This window comes from Rhizobium sp. Root274 (assembly GCF_001429245.1).
Taxonomy (GTDB): Bacteria; Pseudomonadota; Alphaproteobacteria; order Rhizobiales; family Rhizobiaceae; genus Allorhizobium.
The window spans coordinates 1,150,145-1,167,030 of sequence record NZ_LMJE01000001.1; the positions used below are offsets into that span (position 1 = coordinate 1,150,145).

General features: G+C 59.1%; 19 protein-coding genes. All 19 read right to left on the reverse strand.

From position 1 onward, the window contains the following. Entirely contained in the window at nucleotides 1-1,311 is a 1,311-nt protein-coding gene (locus ASE36_RS05740; protein ID WP_062276387.1) for a MotB family protein, read from the reverse strand. Further along, nucleotides 1,308-1,856 carry a GTPase gene (locus ASE36_RS05745; RefSeq protein ID WP_244474666.1) on the reverse strand — a complete coding sequence of 183 codons (549 nt, stop codon included), beginning with the start codon at nucleotides 1,854-1,856 and terminating at the stop codon, nucleotides 1,308-1,310. Before ASE36_RS05745 ends, ASE36_RS05740 begins: the two co-directional genes overlap by 4 nt. 365 nt (nucleotides 1,857-2,221) lie before the next feature. After that, nucleotides 2,222-3,190, reverse strand: coding sequence for a flagellin (locus ASE36_RS05750; RefSeq protein ID WP_062276391.1), 969 nt, complete (start codon nucleotides 3,188-3,190; stop codon nucleotides 2,222-2,224). Nucleotides 3,191-3,469: 279 nt separating this feature from the next. After that, the gene (locus tag ASE36_RS05755; protein WP_062276393.1) at nucleotides 3,470-4,654 is read right to left on the reverse strand and encodes a flagellin; all 1,185 of its coding nucleotides are present in this window, start codon (nucleotides 4,652-4,654) and stop codon (nucleotides 3,470-3,472) included. Nucleotides 4,655-5,091: 437 nt separating this feature from the next. After that, nucleotides 5,092-6,285, reverse strand: a complete 1,194-nt coding sequence (locus tag ASE36_RS05760) for a flagellin (protein ID WP_062276395.1) — start codon at nucleotides 6,283-6,285, stop codon at nucleotides 5,092-5,094. A 249-nt stretch (nucleotides 6,286-6,534) separates the two neighbouring features. Further along, the gene (locus ASE36_RS05765) at nucleotides 6,535-7,719 is read right to left on the reverse strand and encodes a flagellin (protein WP_062276397.1); all 1,185 of its coding nucleotides are present in this window, start codon (nucleotides 7,717-7,719) and stop codon (nucleotides 6,535-6,537) included. Between the two features lie 237 nt (nucleotides 7,720-7,956). Further along, nucleotides 7,957-8,694 carry a flagellar type III secretion system pore protein FliP gene (fliP, locus tag ASE36_RS05770; RefSeq protein WP_062276399.1) on the reverse strand — a complete coding sequence of 246 codons (738 nt, stop codon included), beginning with the start codon at nucleotides 8,692-8,694 and terminating at the stop codon, nucleotides 7,957-7,959. After that, nucleotides 8,691-9,200, reverse strand: a complete 510-nt coding sequence (locus ASE36_RS05775; protein WP_062276401.1) for a flagellar basal body-associated FliL family protein — start codon at nucleotides 9,198-9,200, stop codon at nucleotides 8,691-8,693. The genes fliP and ASE36_RS05775 overlap by 4 nt, the downstream gene beginning before the upstream one ends. Before the next feature lie 27 nt (nucleotides 9,201-9,227). Continuing rightward, nucleotides 9,228-9,947, reverse strand: coding sequence for a flagellar basal body L-ring protein FlgH (gene flgH, locus ASE36_RS05780; protein WP_062276402.1), 720 nt, complete (start codon nucleotides 9,945-9,947; stop codon nucleotides 9,228-9,230). Continuing rightward, nucleotides 9,944-10,486: a MotE family protein gene (locus ASE36_RS05785; RefSeq protein WP_156378574.1), complete on the reverse strand. Its 543-nt coding sequence runs from the start codon at nucleotides 10,484-10,486 to the stop codon at nucleotides 9,944-9,946. Before ASE36_RS05785 ends, flgH begins: the two co-directional genes overlap by 4 nt. Then, a complete protein-coding gene (locus ASE36_RS05790; RefSeq protein ID WP_062276404.1) occupies nucleotides 10,483-11,604 on the reverse strand; it encodes a flagellar basal body P-ring protein FlgI in 1,122 nt (373 codons plus the stop codon). The genes ASE36_RS05785 and ASE36_RS05790 overlap by 4 nt, the downstream gene beginning before the upstream one ends. Next, nucleotides 11,601-12,086 carry a flagellar basal body P-ring formation chaperone FlgA gene (flgA, locus tag ASE36_RS05795; RefSeq protein ID WP_062276406.1) on the reverse strand — a complete coding sequence of 162 codons (486 nt, stop codon included), beginning with the start codon at nucleotides 12,084-12,086 and terminating at the stop codon, nucleotides 11,601-11,603. The genes ASE36_RS05790 and flgA overlap by 4 nt, the downstream gene beginning before the upstream one ends. Nucleotides 12,087-12,103: 17 nt before the next feature. After that, complete coding sequence (gene flgG, locus ASE36_RS05800; RefSeq protein WP_062276407.1) at nucleotides 12,104-12,892, reverse strand: flagellar basal-body rod protein FlgG; 789 nt, start codon at nucleotides 12,890-12,892, stop codon at nucleotides 12,104-12,106. Nucleotides 12,893-12,907: 15 nt separating this feature from the next. Continuing rightward, nucleotides 12,908-13,246 (reverse strand): flagellar hook-basal body complex protein FliE, encoded by a 339-nt coding sequence (locus ASE36_RS05805; protein WP_062276409.1) that lies wholly within the window; start codon nucleotides 13,244-13,246, stop codon nucleotides 12,908-12,910. Further along, the gene (gene flgC / locus ASE36_RS05810) at nucleotides 13,243-13,665 is read right to left on the reverse strand and encodes a flagellar basal body rod protein FlgC (protein WP_062276411.1); all 423 of its coding nucleotides are present in this window, start codon (nucleotides 13,663-13,665) and stop codon (nucleotides 13,243-13,245) included. The genes ASE36_RS05805 and flgC overlap by 4 nt, the downstream gene beginning before the upstream one ends. After that, nucleotides 13,665-14,060 (reverse strand): flagellar basal body rod protein FlgB, encoded by a 396-nt coding sequence (gene flgB / locus ASE36_RS05815; RefSeq protein ID WP_062276413.1) that lies wholly within the window; start codon nucleotides 14,058-14,060, stop codon nucleotides 13,665-13,667. Before flgB ends, flgC begins: the two co-directional genes overlap by 1 nt. A gap of 75 nt (nucleotides 14,061-14,135) precedes the next feature. Next, nucleotides 14,136-14,702 (reverse strand): hypothetical protein, encoded by a 567-nt coding sequence (locus ASE36_RS05820; protein ID WP_062276415.1) that lies wholly within the window; start codon nucleotides 14,700-14,702, stop codon nucleotides 14,136-14,138. A 2-nt stretch (nucleotides 14,703-14,704) separates the two neighbouring features. Continuing rightward, nucleotides 14,705-16,102 carry a flagellar protein export ATPase FliI gene (fliI, locus tag ASE36_RS05825; RefSeq protein ID WP_062276416.1) on the reverse strand — a complete coding sequence of 466 codons (1,398 nt, stop codon included), beginning with the start codon at nucleotides 16,100-16,102 and terminating at the stop codon, nucleotides 14,705-14,707. A gap of 12 nt (nucleotides 16,103-16,114) precedes the next feature. Next, complete coding sequence (flgF, locus tag ASE36_RS05830; protein WP_062276418.1) at nucleotides 16,115-16,849, reverse strand: flagellar basal-body rod protein FlgF; 735 nt, start codon at nucleotides 16,847-16,849, stop codon at nucleotides 16,115-16,117. Nucleotides 16,850-16,886 lie beyond the last annotated feature (37 nt).

Genomic DNA, 16,886 nt, shown 5'->3' on the forward strand with positions numbered 1-16,886 from the left:
TTACCCCTGCTCCGCCTGGATCAGGATCTCGATGCGCCTGTTGGCGTCGGCCAGCGGATCCGAGGGCACCTGGAGGCGACGGTCGGCAAAGCCGGAAACCTGCTCGACGCGATCCTCCTTCAATCCACCACGAACCAGCATGTAGTAGGCGCTGTGGGCACGGGCCATGGAAAGGCGCCAATTGTCGTTTTCGGTTCCCTTGAACTGCCGACCGTCGGTATGGCCCCGAATGACGATCTGGCCAGGTCTGTCCTGCAGCAGCTTGCCGATCCGCTCCATCGCGAGGACCATTTCCTTCTGCGGCACGGCAGACCCGACGTTGAACATGGCTGCGTCGCTCTGGTCGCTGATCGTGACGAGCAGGCCCCCTTCGGCCGGTGTGACGATTAGCCCTTCGGCCAATTTGCCCGCCGTTCCGCCGATAGCCTTCTCGATGTCCTGCTTCAATTGTTCGGCAGCAACCAGTTGCGCCTTCACTTCAGGCGAATCCTCGGATGACTCGCCAAACTTTGCCTGCTCCGTCTTGCCATCCTCAGTCTTTTCGGTCTTGCCGTCATCGGGCTTGTCAGCCGCCTGCATCTCAGCCGGAGTGGGCTTCTGACCAGGTACGACCAGGGCGATCTGCTGTTCGGGTTCGGTCGAAGGTTGCGTCTGATCCTGGGACTTCTCCAGCGCCGTCTGCTGCTGCTGATCTGAGGGCGTCTGGGCGTCGGTCGGCTTGCCGGCTGGTCCATTTGCGGTCTGAACCTGCTGCGTCCAGAAATCCGGATCGAAGGGGTCGCGATAGGCTTCGCCGCCTTGCGCACCGGTCGAAGGCCCGGAGTCGGCTGCACCGCCCTCCCCCTTCGCGCTCACATTTGCCTGCTGTCCCACTTCCTGGGCGATTTCGGCCAGAACCGAATAGGGGTTCTCGAAGAAATCGGCTTCCGAATAATTGGAATTCTCGCCCGATGAAGCGGTCATATCTTCACCGGTTGCCGCAGCCGAGCCGACGCGCGTCTCGTCATCCTCGATCTTCGAGCGTTCTTTCTTTTCTTCGCCTTCGGCCTGATCGACGGGCTTCTTCAGGCCTTTCTCGGTTGGCTTCTCGTCCGAAAGCTGGATCGGATTGAAATAGCTGGCGACGGAAGCCTTGGTTTCCTCATTGGCAGCATTGACCAGCCACATCACGAGGAAGAAGGCCATCATAGCGGTCATGAAGTCGGCATAGGCGATCTTCCAGGCACCGCCATGGGCGCCGTCATGGTCACCCTTGTGACGCTTGACGATGATGATCTCGTTCTTGCCGTGGTGATGATTTTCGTCGCTCATGAAAGCACTTTCTTCAGGCTGGCGCTGAAGGCAGAAATACGGGTGACGAGCGCGGTTTCCCCGAACTCGGCCGTGAGATCCAGATCCACGCCCTCGACATGCCTAAGCATTTCGCCGTGATCAGGCATCTGGGACTGAAGTTTCTCGAACAGGTCCCGCGGTCCACGTATCTGGATTGTTCCACCTTCGCCGGCAAGGATGGCCGCTTCCAACTGGTCTGCCAGTTCAGCGACCGCCTTTTCGACGATGTGCTCTTCGATCAGCGGCGCCAAGGCATGCGCCACCTGCTCGCTGACCGCCAGCGACAGACGCTTGACGACCTCAGGCAATTTCGTGGTCAGGGCTGAAGCAAATCCATCCCGCAGGCGCTGCTCTAGCTCTGCCATGGCTTCGGCATGGGCCGTCTCCAGCACCTGCCGTTCCGCTTCGAGACGCTCAACCGCTTCACGCTCGCCGGCAGCATGTCCCTCGGCAAAGGCCTCGCGGCGCTCGGCTTCGAGATCGATGGGTTCGGGTTCAGGCTCAGGAAGCGCTGGAAATTCCATGTCGAAATCATCCCCTCCGGCCATGCCGAAGGGGGACTCAATAGGCTGCGGCGGCGCAGGGGGCGCCGAGAAATCTTTCAAGTATCGTGCCAAAGGCATGCTCATAGGCGATCGCCTCCATCGGCGACTGGGTGCGGGCCGTGGGCGCGGGCCGGCTGGGGTCTCAAATCAGTGTCGACGCGGCCAGAACGTGCTTGCATCTTCGAAAATCGACTTTCACTTCAGGGCCATAGTTTCGGCAGGTTCCTGCCAACAACAATGTTAGAAACTAGGCGGTCAATCTTGCGCGAAGATGAATGCCGCCTCGCCCAGCGGCCACTACCCCGGCTTGACCACGCCGAGGAGAGCCACCCGTGAGCTTACGCTTAGTTCTGGAAGAGGGTCAGGAGCTTTTCAGCGCTGGTGTTTGCAATCGACAGTGCCTGGATGCCGAGCTGCTGCTGCGTCTGCAGCGCCTTCAGACGGGTCGATTCCTCGTTCATGTCGGCGTCGACGAGACGGCCGACACCCTTGTCGATCACGTCCATCAGGTTGGACACGAAGTTGTCCTGCATCTCGATGCGGCTGGTGATCGCACCGAGTGTGGCGGCCGCGTCGGTCAATTGCCCCAGGATGTCATCGACAACGCTGATCATATCGTCCAGTTCTTCGGTCGTCGTATCCGAATCGATGGCGATTTCAGTGCCGGTGACCGGAATGGTGGAGCCGACGTCCAAGAGATAGTAATCGCGCGCCGTGCCAGTGGGCGCACTGCTCAGAGCATCAGCATCGATTGCTTTGGTTAGGAAGGCGCGGCTGGCGTCCTCCGTGTCGATGAGAAGCGAATCTTCCGTGTCGAAATCGAGGGTCGTTACCTGAACGGTGCCATCGGCACCGCGGATAAAGGACGAAACAACTTGTTTGGTGCCGAGCGCGTTTGTGTTCGTGTTGTAGAGCCAGTTCTCTCCGGAGAAGGAGGCGGATTGGGCAGACGACACCAGCTGGTCTTTCAGCTGCTTCATTTCCTCGTTGATCTTGTTCTTGTCGACGCCCGGCTCGCTGGCAGCCACCAGCTTCGCCTTGATGCTCGACATGACCTCGATGACATTGTCGAGCGCCGTGTAAGCGGTATCAACGGTTGCCGCACCCAGACCTAGCGCATCCGCGACGGTGGACAAGGCCGCATTGTCGGAGCGCATGGTCGTCGCGATCGACCAGTAACCGGCATTGTCCGACGCGGTTTCTACGCGATAGCCGGAGGACACCCGTCTTTGGGTCGTCTCAAGATTGGTATCGATCGAACGAAGCGTCTGGAGCGCGGCCATTGCGGCTGCGTTGGTCATAATGCTGGTCATGCTGGTGCCCTCAAGCGTACATAAGTGCGCATCCGGCGAAAGAGCCGGCAAAGACGGGTGGGCATCATGCAGACCGCGCCAAGGCACAGTCCCCGTCACCGTTAACAAATCGTTAACGATGCCATCTAACAAGCGAGACCTTGGTTAAGCAAGGCTCATAAACGGGAAAGTGCCGAGAATGAGAAAGGCCAAAAGTTTCGCGCAAGGCACAAACGAAAAATCCGCGCTCCTTTCGGAGCGCGGAGATCAATCTTGCGAGCTGTTGGATTAGCGAACCTCTTAACGGAAGAGCGAGAGGACGCTTTCCGACGAAGAGTTGGCGATCGACAGCGAGGAGATTGCCAGCTGCTGCTGGGTCTGCAGGGCCTTGAGGCGTGTCGATTCTTCATTCATGTCGGCATCAACCAAGCGGCCAACACCGGAATCGATCGAGTCGCTCAGCGAAGCAACGAACTCGGTCTGGGTTTCGATGCGCGAAGAGATCGAGCCGATTGCCGCTGCGGCACTGGTCATCGAGGTCAGCGCGTCGTCGACCATCTGGATCAGATCGTCGAGCTGCGAAGTTGTCGTGGTGTTCGTGATCGTGAAAGCCGAAACCGAAGTGCTCAGTGTGGCGGTAGACGTGTTGGCGGTATCGATTGCCCAGACTGCGCCACCGGAATCTTCGGTGAAGATTTCGACCGTGGTGTCCGTCGACTGGTCGATTGCGGCAACCCAGGTGTCGTCGTCCACCTTGACGTAACCATCCGAAACCGTACCACCCGATGCAGCGATACCGTCCGTGTCGAACGTAGCGCCGTCTGCAACGACTTCAGCCGTCGTGTAACGGACGACATCGTAGGCAGCAATAGTGCCGTTGACGTTGACGTCGACGGAAATGCCGTTGCCATCGATCGAAGTCGTGCCATCGAGGATGCCGGTGTCGCCCCCGGTGTCGAACAGGACGTTCGTGGTCGAGAGGGTATAGTCGACCTTCTTGACGGAAACGTTGCCGGAGTCGTCACGAACGAAGGAAGCAACGACGCTCTTGGCGAGGTCGGTACCTGCTGTGAGGTCGGCCTGGAGCCAGTTTTCGCCCGAGAAGGATGCGGCTTCGGCAATCGACGTCAGCTGGTCCTGCAGCTGGGTGATTTCTTCCTGGATTTTGTCCTTGTCGACGCCGTCTTCAGTGGCGGCAACGAGCTTTGCCTTGATTTCCTTTACCACCTCGATGGCGGAGTCCATACCGGAATATGCGGTATCGACCTTGGCAGCGCCGAGGCCGAGCGCGTCGGACACGGCAGACAGTGCCATGTTATCGGAGCGCATGGTGGTGGCAATCGACCAGTAAGCGGCATTATCAGATGCTGCACCGACCTTAAGGCCGGAGGAAACGCGACCCTGCGTTTCTTCCATGCTCGAATCGATCGAGCGCAACGTGGAGAGCGCAGCCATAGCTGCGACGTTTGTCAGAATGCTAGTCATATTTAGTGCCCCTTGAATGGCTGATTAAGAAAGGGACATTCCGGAGTCACCGGGAACGAGTGTCAGCTTCATGCCCATCAATTCCCGTTAGGGTTAATGTCTCGTTCTATGGGGCCAATCTACCGACGCGTGGTTAACCAAGGATGAACTAACCTCATGTTTTTCAATAATAAAAGGATGTTTTTTGTAACCTTTCATTAAGGTGTCTGACCAAAGCTTTAATGGGAGTGTTGGGAGCACCGCGGGTTTTAACGAATGGCGCCTGGGGCTCGACGATCATGTGCGGCCTGGGTTCATGCACCTGATCTCTCAGCGAATGCGGCACACGAGAACGCAGAAAAGCGCTGACAAAACGAAAAATGCCGCGCCCTCTGGGCGCGGCATTTCTTAGGTAAAGGGCTTTCAAAGAAGCCTTATAATTGATGGTCCAGCGGACCTTACTTGAAGAGCGTAAGAACGCTTTCCGATGCAGAGTTCGCGATCGACAGCGACTGGATAGCCAGCTGCTGCTGGGTCTGCAGCGCCTTCAAGCGGGTCGACTCTTCATTCATGTCGGCATCGACGAGACGGCCAATACCCGTATCGATGGAGTCGGTGAGACTTGCCACGAACTCCTGCTGCATTTCGATACGCGACGAGATCGAACCCAAAGCCGATGCTGCACTTGTCATCGCTTCCAGGGCATCATCAACCATCTGCAGGAGGCCGTCCAACTGGGTAGAACTCGTGGAGTTGTCGATCGAAAGGGTCGCGACAGAGGTGGTCAAAGCCGTAGCGCTGGCCAGGTTGGTCTCATCGATGGCCCACACGCCGCTCGTATCGACGTCCGTTGCAAAGATCTCGTGATCCGTTGCGCCAGATTGGTCAATGGCGGCGACCCATACGTCATCGTCAACTTTGACATAACCTGCCGAAACCGTACCACCAACCGCGACCACACCTCCGGAGTCGAACGTTGCGCCATCGGCAATAACCTCAGCCGTCGTGTAGCTGAGAACATTGTATGGAGTCGTTGTGCCAGCAATGTTGACGTTGACGGTTACACCGTTTCCTTCAACGGTCTGGATTGTATCGAGAATGCCGGTGTCGCCTCCGGAGTCAAACAATACGCTCGTGCTGTCGAGCGTATAGTTCACCTTCTTGACCGAAACGTCGCCGTTTGCATCTCGAACGAATGATGCGACGACCGACTTCACTTCGCTACCGCCGGCAGCAGTGATGTCGGCCTGGAGCCAGTTCTCTCCGGAGAATGAGGCAGCTTCCGAAATCGAGACGAGCTGGTCCTGCAACTGCGTGATTTCTTCCTGGATCTTGTCTTTATCAACGCCGTCTTCGGTCGCGGCCGTGATCTTGGCCTTGATTTCCTTCACGACTTCGATGGCCGATTCCATGCCGGAATAAGCGGTGTCCACCTTTGCAGCGCCAAGACCAAGCGCGTCTTCAACAGCTGCGAGCGACATGTTGTCGGAGCGCATCGTGGTTGCAATCGACCAATAGGCCGCATTGTCAGACGCTGTTTCGACACGAAGGCCGGACGAGACACGTGCCTGCGTATCTTCCATGCTGGAATCGATGCTGCGAAGGGTCTGAAGTGCGGACATCGCCGCGACATTGGTCAATATGCTGGTCATTGAAGTCTGCCCCTTGATTGGCTGATATAGACAGGGACATTCCGGATGGGCCGGTAACGACGGTCAGCTTCATGCCTGCTAACCTGTTCTTAATGAGTGTTAACCCGTCGTTGCGATGGGTTCATCTAACTTAAACATGGTTAACAATTCTTAAATGCAATTATTAAAAAAACAGGCCGCAGCGTTAACTGCGACCTGCTCTTCCTAGACTGGCTCAGCCCGCCAGCCCAAGGACGTTGCCTGGTCCGATTAACGGAACAGCGACAGAACGTTCTGCGAGTCCGAGTTGGCGATCGACAGGGCCTGAATAGCCAGCTGCTGCTGGGTCTGCAGGGCCTTAAGGCGCGTCGATTCTTCGTTCATGTCGGCATCAACCAAGCGGCCAACACCGGCTTCGATCGAGTCGCTCAGGTCGCTGACGAAGCTTTCCTGAGTCTCGATGCGCGAAGAGATCGAACCGAGCGAAGAAGCCGCGCTGGTCATCGAGGTCAACGCGTCGTCGACCATCTGGATCAGATCGTCGAGCTGGGCAGAGGTCGTGGTGTTCGTGATCGTGAAGGCCGAAACCGAAGTGCTCAGTGTGGCGGTAGACGTGTTGCCGGTGTCGATTGCCCACAGTGCACCACCGGAATCTTCGGTGAAGATCTCGACCGTGGTGTCCGTCGTCTGGTCGATTGCGGCAACCCAGGTGTCGTCGTCCACCTTGACGTAACCATCCGAAACCGTACCACCCGATGCAGCGATGCCGTCTGTGTCGAACGTAGCGCCGTCTGCAACGACTTCAGCCGTTGTGTAACGGACAACGTCGTAGGCAGAAACCGTACCGTTGACATTCACGTCGACGGAAATGCCGTTGCCATCGATCGAAGTCGTGCCATCGAGAATGCCGGTGTTGCCCCCGGTGTCGAACAGGACGTTCGAGGTCGAGAGGGTGTAGTCGACCTTCTTGACGGATACGTTGCCGGAGTCGTCACGAACGAAGGAAGCAACGACGCTCTTGGCGAGGTCGGTACCTGCTGTAAGGTCGGCCTGGAGCCAGTTTTCGCCCGAGAAAGAGGCGGCTTCGGCAATCGACGTCAGCTGGTCCTGCAGCTGGGTGATTTCTTCCTGGATCTTGTCCTTGTCGACGCCGTCTTCAGTAGCGGCGACCAACTTGGTCTTGATCTGCTGGACAACGTCGATGGCCGATTCCATACCGGAGTAAGCGGTGTCAACCTTGGCAGCGCCCAAGCCGAGAGCGTCAGAAACAGCGCCGAGAGCTGCATTGTCGGACTTCATGGTCGTGGCAATCGACCAATAAGCCGCGTTGTCAGAAGCGGAACCGACCTTGAGGCCCGACGAGATGCGGGACTGGGTATCTTCCATGCTGGCGGAGATCGAGCGGAGGGTAGACAGCGCGCCCATAGCGCTGGTGTTTGTCAGAATGCTGGTCATAGGATTTGTCCCTTGAAAACAAGATACTGGAGGGGACATACCGGACTAAAAACTTACCGGTCACGCGCGGTTCGGCATCATGCCATTTGGTACTTTTCTGTTGCTACCAGACCCGTCGTGCGAGTTCCAAACTCGCAGCCATTTGTTGCCAACACCTTAATTCGACCGCGCGCATTCGTGCTTCACGCGGCCTATGGTAAACAGCGAAATAACGATTGTTCCGGCAGCGTCTGATGTTCAGACAAACGAGCGGACGAGGCTGCCGACGAGCAGGTTCCAACCGTCGATCAGGACGAAGAACAGAATCTTGAACGGCAGGGAGATCGAGGTGGGCGGGAGCATCATCATGCCCATGGCCATGGTAATTGTGGCCACGACCATGTCGATCACCAGGAAGGGCAGAATGATCAGGAAGCCGATCTCGAAGCCGCGGCGGATCTCCGAGAGCATGAAGGCCGGGATAAGCACCCGGTAGTCGACCTTGCCGTCGACGATGGTCGCCTGCCCACGCTCGTTGGCGATATCGACAAAGAGCTTCAGGTCCTTGTCGCGCGTGTTTGCGGTCATGAAAGTGCGGAAGGGTTCGGCGATGCGCGCCACGGCTTCCGCTTCCGTAATCTGGTTGGCGAGCAAGGGTTGCGCGCCATTGGTCCAGGCCTGGTCCATGGTCGGCGCCATGACATAGAAGGTCATGAAGAGCGCCATGCTGGTCAGGATCATGTTGGAGGGCGTGGTGGCAAGTCCCATCCCCGAGCGCAGGATCGAGAAGGCGATCAGAAAGCGCGGGAAGCTGGTGACCATGATCAGGATGCCCGGCGCAATCGATAGCACCGTGAGCAAGCCGAATGTCCTGATGATCCAAGCCGCCACCGATCCGTCGATCGGGGTGTTGAAGATCTCAGTCGGGAACTGCTGGGCCACAGCCAGTTCCGGCGCCATCATCATGATGGCGACGAGGGTGAGAAGCCGAATCATTCGATCACGAGGGTTCTGAACATCACCTTCGATACGCGCCCTTCTGAGCGCAGGTCAACACGCTCCTGAAGGTCATCCTTGAGATATTGGAACCCTCTTGGCCCCTCCACCTGCTGGAGAGACACGGTTCGCAAATAAGCGAGGATGTCCTGGTGGACATCTTCGGCGACCTTGACATCCGGCGGGCCATTGAACATCAGCGCCACCTCGACGCGGATCCAGTTTTCCGAGGGATAGGCAAGGTTCGTCGTGATGGGCTCAAGAGCCACCACGCCATTGGCTTCCGTCGAGACGTGGGGGAGCCCCTCTTCCTTCTTGGCCTCGCCGTGACCGGCAGGCGCTTCGGCGACGGCTGCCGCTTCCTGCGCCTGTTTGACCTTCGGTGACAACATGGTGCCGATCGCCCAGCCGCCCCCGCCGCCGACGACGGTCAGCACCACGAGCGGGATGGCGAGCGCCATCAAGCCCGACTTCTTCTTGCCTTCGCCTTCCGGATTTTCTTCCATAACCAGTCCCTAGCGCTCCTGCCGCGATCAGAAGGGCGAATAGATATCGACAACCTGCTGGCCGATCGGCGGCTGCTGCATTTCCGTCAGGCGGCCACGGCCACCGTAAGAAATGCGGGCTTCGGCGATCTTCTCGTAGGAAATCGTGTTTTCGGCGTCGACATCCTGAGGACGCGCGATACCGGCCACATTCAGGATACGGATCTCGTGATTGACGCGCACTTCCTGCGACCCGCTGATCAAGAGGTTGCCGTTTTCGAGGATACCCGTGACCACGGCTGCGATCATCAGGTTCAGCTTTTCCGACCGTTCCGTCTTGCCGTCGCCCTTGCTGCTCGTGCTGGAATCCGTCGAGAGGTCGCCAGATGTGCCCGTATCCGTGTCAAAGCCGAGGAATTGTTTGACTTCAGCACCCCAAGTCAGCGAGGTGCCGTTGGTGCGGCTACGATCCGTGGCATTCTTGAACGTCGCCTTGTCGTCGATCTCGATGTTGACGGTCAGAATGTCACCCACGTTGAGAGCGCGGGCATCCTTGAAAAGGGCCGACTGATTGTCGCTCCACAGCGAGTAGCCGCTCGCGCTTTGCATCGGCTGCTTCGGATAAAGCGCCATCTGCGGGGTCTGGCTGTAACGGAGACCGGATCCGATCGGGCTCATTGCCGGGGCATTGCCAATTTCCTTGATGGTCTGGCTCTGGCAGCCAGCCAGAAGGAGAATAGCCAGCAAGGCCGGGAAACGCTTGGTCATGATGGATCCTTCGAAGTATTGGCGTCACCGGCGCTCGACATGATCTGGGCGACTGCCGCCGCCTTGTCCGGTTTCATCTCGGTGAGTATCAGGCTCGACTGGCGCGGCGGGAGCTTCATGATGATGGCGGCCGCCAGCATGACGTCGGTCTCCGCCAATTGCGGAGCTGCGGCATCTGGCGCCATCTTCCGGTAGATCTCCACCAGTTGCGCATCCGCCTTTTTCATGAAGTCGTTGCGTCGGGTGAGCCAGTCTTCATATTCGGCTCGGCGGGTTTCGAGCACCGCAATGCGGCTGTCGACATCGGCCTGCAACTTGTCGAGCTCCTGCTTCTGCAAGAGGTAGCGCTGGTCGCGCGCGGCGTCAGCAATGCTGGTGCAGAACTGCTGGATCTCCTCCTCGGAGGCCTTTTCCAGCGATTGCGGCTGCTGCTGCCCGATCGCAACGCCGGCGAAGGCGGGCAGCGTTGCGATCACGAGCACCGCTGCTCCGCTTCGCAAGATGGCCCGCGAGGGGGTGAAGGTTCTGAACCCGATCATTGCAGCACGAGCTCCGCTTGCAGCGCACCGGCTGACTTGATGCCCTGAAGGATTGCAATGATTCCATCCGGCTTGACGCCGATGCTGTTCAACCCGCTGACGAGGGTGCGCAGATCGGGCCCGTCGACGACGGCGATCTTGTCGCCGGTTTTCTGGGCGATGATGTCTGTCTGGTCCTGAACAGCCGTCACGCCCTTGGAGAAAGGTTCGGGCTGCACGATCTGCGGCGTCTCCGTGACTGTGACGGTCAAGGTGCCGTAGGCAACCGCGACACGGGACACCCTGACGTCGGCGCCGATCACGATGGTGCCCGTGCGTTCGTTGATAACAACCTTGGCCGGCGAGTCGGTCGCGACGACCAGATTTTCGATGTCCGCCATCAGGCGAGCGAGGTCCGCTGTTCTCGGTTTCTGGATCACCACTTCCTGGCTGTCGCGAGCCTCTGCGATCGGGGCGCCGTAATTGGCCGCGGCATAGGCGTTGATGGTATCGGCGATGCGCAGGGCGGTCGTGAAGTCAGCGTTGCGCAATTGTAGGACGAGGTTTACCGAATCCTTGAACTTCGACGGCAGTTCCCGCTCGATGATCGCGCCGCCCGGTACCCGACCGGAGGTGGTGATGCCTTCCTGCACGCTCGCAGCATTGCCCTGTGCGGTGAAACCGGAAACGATGACCGAGCCCTGGGCGACCGCATAGATCTGCCCATCGGCGCCGGTAAGCGACGTCATGACCAGCGTGCCGCCGCGCAAGGAGCTCGAATCGCCGAGCGAACTTGCGGTCACGTCAATGCGACTGCCGGGGCTGGCGAAGGGTGGCAGATTGGCCGTGACCATGACAGCTGCCACGTTCTTGGCATTGGACTGGCCACCTTGAGTGGAAATGCCGAGGTTCTGCAGCATCGCCCGCATCGACTGGTCGGTGAAGGGGGAGGAACGCAAGCTGTCGCCGGTTCCCTGGAGACCAACGACAAGACCGTAACCGATGAGCTGGTTGTCACGCCCCGACTGGAGCGAGGCGATATCCTTGATACGCGAATTGGTCGCAAGCGCCGGCTCGAAGGGAGCCAGCACAAGCGCTGCGGCGCAAAGCGCGATCCTGATGGAAGCAAGCCATCTCATTTTGCCATCACCTGTACCGTACCGTCGGCCATGACCGTCCCGGAAACGATCGAGCCGGAATCGAGATTGCGAACCTTGATCAGCTCGCCGACCGACGCATCGGCCAAGGGCGTGCCGCTCGCACTGATCAGCATGTTGCCGATAGCGAAGGTCAGACGCACGCTGCCGCCACGCTTGACCGCGAAGGCCTCGCGCAGCGCGCTGGTCGGGATTGTGCGGCCGGGCAGAAGCGTGCGCTTGGTCACCATGCCCACCACCTCGTCCGTGGTGCGGGCATAACCGCTGGAGAGGTTGGGATTGGTGACCGTCACGACATTGACCTGCTCGGCAGACACGGTTTCGCCGGGATAGATGATCCGGGTGGGGACGACGGCCGTGCCCTGGGCAAATGCCATTCCCTGACCGACACACATGGCAGCGGTCGTGGCGGCGATGACCGCCACTCGACGCAGCATGTTTTTGAATGTTCGGCGAAACCTCATGTTTGCCTCCAGTTGTGTTACTTGAGGTTCTTGCTGACGATCTGAGCCATTTCGTCGGCGGTGCTGATCACCTTGGAATTCATCTCGTAGGCGCGCTGTGCGGAGATCATGTCGGTGATCTCCTTCACGGAATCGACATTGGATGCTTCCAGGTAGGACTGTTTCATGTAACCGAAGCCCGGATCGTCAGGCACGCCGACAATAGCTTCGCCGGAGGCTGCGGTTTCAGCGAAGAGATTGTCGCCGAGCGGCTTCAGACCGGCTTCGTTGACGAAGTTTGCAACCGTCAACTGGCCGATATCGGTGTAGTCGGAATCGTTGCCGAGGCGAGCGGAAACCTGACCGCTACGACTGATGACGACTTCACTCGCATCCTGGGGAATGGTGATCTGCGGCGTGACGAGATAGCCGTCGATCGTCACAAGCTGGCCCTGCGCATTCATGTTGAAGGCGCCGGAACGGCTGTAGAATGTCTGACCATCGGGGCTTTCGATCTGGAACCAGCCGCGGCCGATCATGGCGACATCGAGCTCATTGCCGGTCTGGGTCAGTTCGCCCTGGGTATGAATGTTGCGAACAGCAGCGGTCTGCACACCGAGACCGATATTCGCGCCTTCCGGCACGATCGCCTGGTTGGCCCGGTTGGGCACGCCCTGGGCCCGCTCCGTCTGGTAGAGCAGGTCGGAGAATTCGGCACGCGCGCGCTTGAAGCCCGTGGTGTTGATATTGGCAATATTGTTCGCGATGACCTCAAGATTGGTCTGCTGGGCATCCATACCCGTGGCTGCGATGGCGAGCGCTCTCATGTGTCGGTACCCCTACTAAATCTGCATTTTCGTGATTTCAAGATAGGCATTGACGATCTTGTCGCGGAAGGCGATTGCCGTCTGGAGGGACTGCTCGGCCTGCATGACCGCGTCGACGACTTCGCGAGGATTGGCCTTGCCGGTCAGACCGTCGAAGGAGGTCTTTTCGGCCTGCTTCAGGTTGTCTGATGCCTTGGTCGCCATATCGGTAAGCGCCGACAGGAACGTCTCGCCGGTCGACATGCGGGGCGTGGGCGCATCGGCCGCCTGGCTTTTGGCGGAGAAGATGCTCGACAGCGAGTCGATGCCGCTGGTGCCGGATACCATTCCAGCCTTGGTGATTGATTCGATCATTGCGAGGCCTTCAGCAGAGCAATTGTCTGGGAAATCATGTCGCGGGTCTGCTTGATGGTTTGCAGGTTCGCTTCATAGGTTCGGTTCGTTTCGCGCATGTCGCCCATTTCGATCAGGACGTTCACGTTCGGCATCTTGACGATGCCCTTCTCGTTCGCCGCCGGATTGCCTGGGTCGTATTCCTCGATGAAATCGGATTCATCGACGCCCAGCTTCTTCACCTCGACGGTCTCGGCACCAGAGACCCGGTCGAGCTCGCTGCCGAAGGTGATGGTCTTGCGGCGATAGGGGTCGGCACCCGGCGTATCCCCGGTGGTCCGCGCGTTGGCAATGTTTTCGGAGACTATGCGCATGCGGGTGGACTGGGCTTCCAGGCCACTGCCTGCAATCTTGAGGGCTGCGCCCAATGGGTCGGTCATTAGCGTTTCACCGTCATCAACATCATGCGATGGAAGGAAGACATCAGGGATGTGTTCAACTCGTGCTGGCGCTTGATTTCGCCAGTTTTCGTCAGTTCTTCTGCAATGGCGACGGAGTTGCCTGATTCCTGAATGCCGATTTCGTCGTTCAGCGGAGCTTCCTCGACGGCGATGTTCTCGTCGCTCAAGTCGTTCGACGCCATGTGTCCCGGCTGCGTGACCGCCATTTTCTGAACCATGGAGGTTTTGTCCATGACCGCCTCGAAGGGGGTGATGTCCTTGGCCAGATATTTGGGCGTATTGGCATTGGCGATGTTGGTCGCCACAACCTGTTGGCGCACCGAGAGCCATTCGGCCTGTCGCGAGGCCAGCTCGAACAACTGGATGGGATTCATGGGCGTTACTCCGTCTTGTACTGTTCGGAGCCTAGGCCGGTAATCTTGCGTGGGACTTGCTCATCCCACGCTGCATTAGTTGTTTTGGTAGATATCGCCGGCCGAGGTGATGATCACCCACTTGCCATCGCGCTGTTCGAGCGTCGCAACACGGCTGTTGTCCGGGAGAATCGAGCCGACCCGCACCAGATACATGCCGGCCTTGTCCTCGATCAGGGCACGGCCATTGGCAACATGAAGAAGGCGGAAACCGCTTTTCCCCGGGAAGGGCTGTGCCGTCACGGGCTCAAGCCCTTCCGGACGCTCCTTGCCGAGGTTCGGAACTGTCGCCGTCACGATTTCGTCGACCTGCGGCGTGGCGGGGCGATCTCCGCCTTCGTCATCCTTGTCGACCAGAGCCAAAGGCGACACGCTGAAGACGTTTCGCCCTGGACCTTCCGGCAAGTCGCGCGTCCGCGTCCAATCGGCAACCCGTATGCCGAATTTCTCTTCGTTGAAGAAGACGTACCAGGGGAAGAAGGCAGCGCCACAGGCGAGCGCGATGCCGGTGACGGCTAGGAGGCGATCGATTGTCGGCACACGCCGCTTGAGCACACCTTGCTTCAACGGCGCCACGGGCTCGTCTGCATCGAAGTCGGTCATGGTCAGCCCCTTTGCCTCATGCCTGCCTGACCGCCGGCCGCCGCTTTCAAAGCGTTGGCCAAATCGGCATAGGCGTCACTCGCCGGCTTGTCGCCGGGCGTCTGTTTCAAGATTTCGTAGATGACCGGCACCTGCTTGATCGCCATATCCAGGTCGGGATCTGATCCGTTTCGATAGCCACCGATCAGACGCAGGTCGCGCGTCTCCTCGAAGCGGTGGATCAGTGCCTTGAGGCGGGAGACCAGCTTTTCCTGCTCCGAAGTCCAGGCCTTGCGGGCCAGTCGCGAGATGGATGTCAGCGGATTGATCGGCGGGTAGCGTCCTTCGTCGGCGAGTGCGCGGTCAAGCACGATATGCCCGTCGAGAATGCCGCGGGTGGAGTCGGCAATAGGGTCGTTGTGGTTGTCGCCATCGACGAGGATCGAGATGATCGCGGTGATGGTGCCCGCGCCTTCGGCGCCCGGGCCGGCACGCTCGAGCAGACGCGGCAGTTCTGTGAAGACCGACGCCGGATAGCCACGCGCAATCGGCGGCTCGCCAGCTGCGGTCGCGACTTCACGGATCGCATGGGCGAAACGGGTGACGCTGTCGACGATAAAAAGAACGTTCTCGCCCTTGTCGCGGAAATGCTCGGCAATGGTGATAGCCGTCAAGGGCGCCATCTTGCGCAGCATCGGGCTTTCGTCACTGGTTGCAACCACGGCAATCGATTTCGCCATATTGTCGCCGAGTGTATCTTCGATGAATTCACGCACTTCGCGGCCACGTTCGCCGACCAGCGCGATCACCACCTTATCGAAGGCATCGGCACGCGCCAGCATCGAAAGAAGCGTGGACTTGCCGACGCCGGAGCCAGCGAAAATGCCCAGGCGCTGGCCAAGGCAAAGCGGCGAGAAGATATCGATCGCGCGCACACCGGTCTTGAATCCGGTCTCGACACGACGGCGGGTCATGGACGGCGGCGCGGTGGTGGAGATGGGGCGACGCTCCGAACCGGGTGCAAGTGGCAGGCCGTTGTCGATCGGATCGCCCAGCGCGTTGATGGTGCGGCCGCACCAGCTATCATCCGGCGCAATGCGGAAGGCGCCCTTACGGATCACGACATCATGGATGCCGATCGGTTCGCCAGGTTCGATCGGGCAGACATAGCAGACATCGGGTTCGACGCGGATGACCTCTCCGAGATGCACCCCGGTCGCGGAGCGATGGGCAACGAATTCGCCGAGGCGCACATGCCGCGACAGACCGGTAACGGTATAATGGCCAGCCGCAATCGTGCGGACATGGCCCCCCTGGGTCACAGCATGTTCCGGCTTGGCATAGCGCTCCGCAAGCGAGGCCAACTGGCCGAGCTTCGGAGAAAGGGGGAGATCGTCTGTCACCTGCAAAGCCGTCACCATTCCGTTTCAGCCTCAGGAGCTTCCACCGAGGATCTTGATCGCGTCGCCCATCGAATTTTCGCTGTCGCGGATCAGGGCACTCACGCTTTCGAAAGCGCGGTTTACCTGGATGAGCTGTGTCATCTGGCTGATGCCGTTGACGTTGGAATTCTCCACATAGCCCTGCATCACGGAGATTTCGGGATCGTCGACCACCGGCTGCGGATTGTCGACGGTGGTGACGCCGCTGTTTTCATAACGCAGGAAGCCGTTGCGAACATCGGCGGTAAACAGTCCGAGGGTCGCAACCTGGCGGCCGTCCTGCATGATCTTGCCATCGGCGCCGACTTCCGGCGGTCCGCCGTTGCGGTTCAGCTGGATCGGCGCGCCGCCGGCATCGAGAACGGGGAAGCCCTTGACCGAAACCAGCTCGCCTGTATCGGTCATCGTGAAACGACCGTCGCGGGTCAGAACCTGACCAACGGGCGTGTCGATGGCAAACCATGCGTCGCCCTTGATGGCGAAATCGAGCGCGTTGTTGGTCTGTGCGAGTTCGCCGTTCTTGGTGGAGAGATAGTCGTTGCCCTGGCTGACGAAAGCGATCTGGGCGTTCTGGTCATTGCCCGTCTTGCTCAACATCTCGTCGAACTTGACCTCGGTTGCACGGAAGCCGACGGTGTTCACGTTGGCCATGTTGTCGGCGATGGTCGTCAGGCGGCGCTCGAGGGCCATCTGGGACGACAGGGACACATAGATTCCGGATTGCACTTCATTGCCTCCGTTGCGATGAATATAAGTAAATCAT

Bases quoted from the DNA above. Each gene is read 5' to 3' on its own strand.
- ASE36_RS05740 (WP_062276387.1), bottom strand. From the start codon at position 1,311: ATGAGCGACGAAAATCATCACCACGGCAAGAACGAGATCATCATCGTC.
- ASE36_RS05745 (WP_244474666.1), bottom strand. From the start codon at position 1,856: ATGGAATTTCCAGCGCTTCCTGAGCCTGAACCCGAACCCATCGATCTC.
- ASE36_RS05750 (WP_062276391.1), bottom strand. From the start codon at position 3,190: ATGACCAGCATTATGACCAACGCAGCCGCAATGGCCGCGCTCCAGACG.
- ASE36_RS05755 (WP_062276393.1), bottom strand. From the start codon at position 4,654: ATGACTAGCATTCTGACAAACGTCGCAGCTATGGCTGCGCTCTCCACG.
- ASE36_RS05760 (WP_062276395.1), bottom strand. From the start codon at position 6,285: ATGACCAGCATATTGACCAATGTCGCGGCGATGTCCGCACTTCAGACC.
- ASE36_RS05765 (WP_062276397.1), bottom strand. From the start codon at position 7,719: ATGACCAGCATTCTGACAAACACCAGCGCTATGGGCGCGCTGTCTACC.
- fliP (WP_062276399.1), bottom strand. From the start codon at position 8,694: ATGATTCGGCTTCTCACCCTCGTCGCCATCATGATGATGGCGCCGGAA.
- ASE36_RS05775 (WP_062276401.1), bottom strand. From the start codon at position 9,200: ATGGAAGAAAATCCGGAAGGCGAAGGCAAGAAGAAGTCGGGCTTGATG.
- flgH (WP_062276402.1), bottom strand. From the start codon at position 9,947: ATGACCAAGCGTTTCCCGGCCTTGCTGGCTATTCTCCTTCTGGCTGGC.
- ASE36_RS05785 (WP_156378574.1), bottom strand. From the start codon at position 10,486: ATGATCGGGTTCAGAACCTTCACCCCCTCGCGGGCCATCTTGCGAAGC.
- ASE36_RS05790 (WP_062276404.1), bottom strand. From the start codon at position 11,604: ATGAGATGGCTTGCTTCCATCAGGATCGCGCTTTGCGCCGCAGCGCTT.
- flgA (WP_062276406.1), bottom strand. From the start codon at position 12,086: ATGAGGTTTCGCCGAACATTCAAAAACATGCTGCGTCGAGTGGCGGTC.
- flgG (WP_062276407.1), bottom strand. From the start codon at position 12,892: ATGAGAGCGCTCGCCATCGCAGCCACGGGTATGGATGCCCAGCAGACC.
- ASE36_RS05805 (WP_062276409.1), bottom strand. From the start codon at position 13,246: ATGATCGAATCAATCACCAAGGCTGGAATGGTATCCGGCACCAGCGGC.
- flgC (WP_062276411.1), bottom strand. From the start codon at position 13,665: ATGACCGACCCATTGGGCGCAGCCCTCAAGATTGCAGGCAGTGGCCTG.
- flgB (WP_062276413.1), bottom strand. From the start codon at position 14,060: ATGAATCCCATCCAGTTGTTCGAGCTGGCCTCGCGACAGGCCGAATGG.
- ASE36_RS05820 (WP_062276415.1), bottom strand. From the start codon at position 14,702: ATGACCGACTTCGATGCAGACGAGCCCGTGGCGCCGTTGAAGCAAGGT.
- fliI (WP_062276416.1), bottom strand. From the start codon at position 16,102: ATGGTGACGGCTTTGCAGGTGACAGACGATCTCCCCCTTTCTCCGAAG.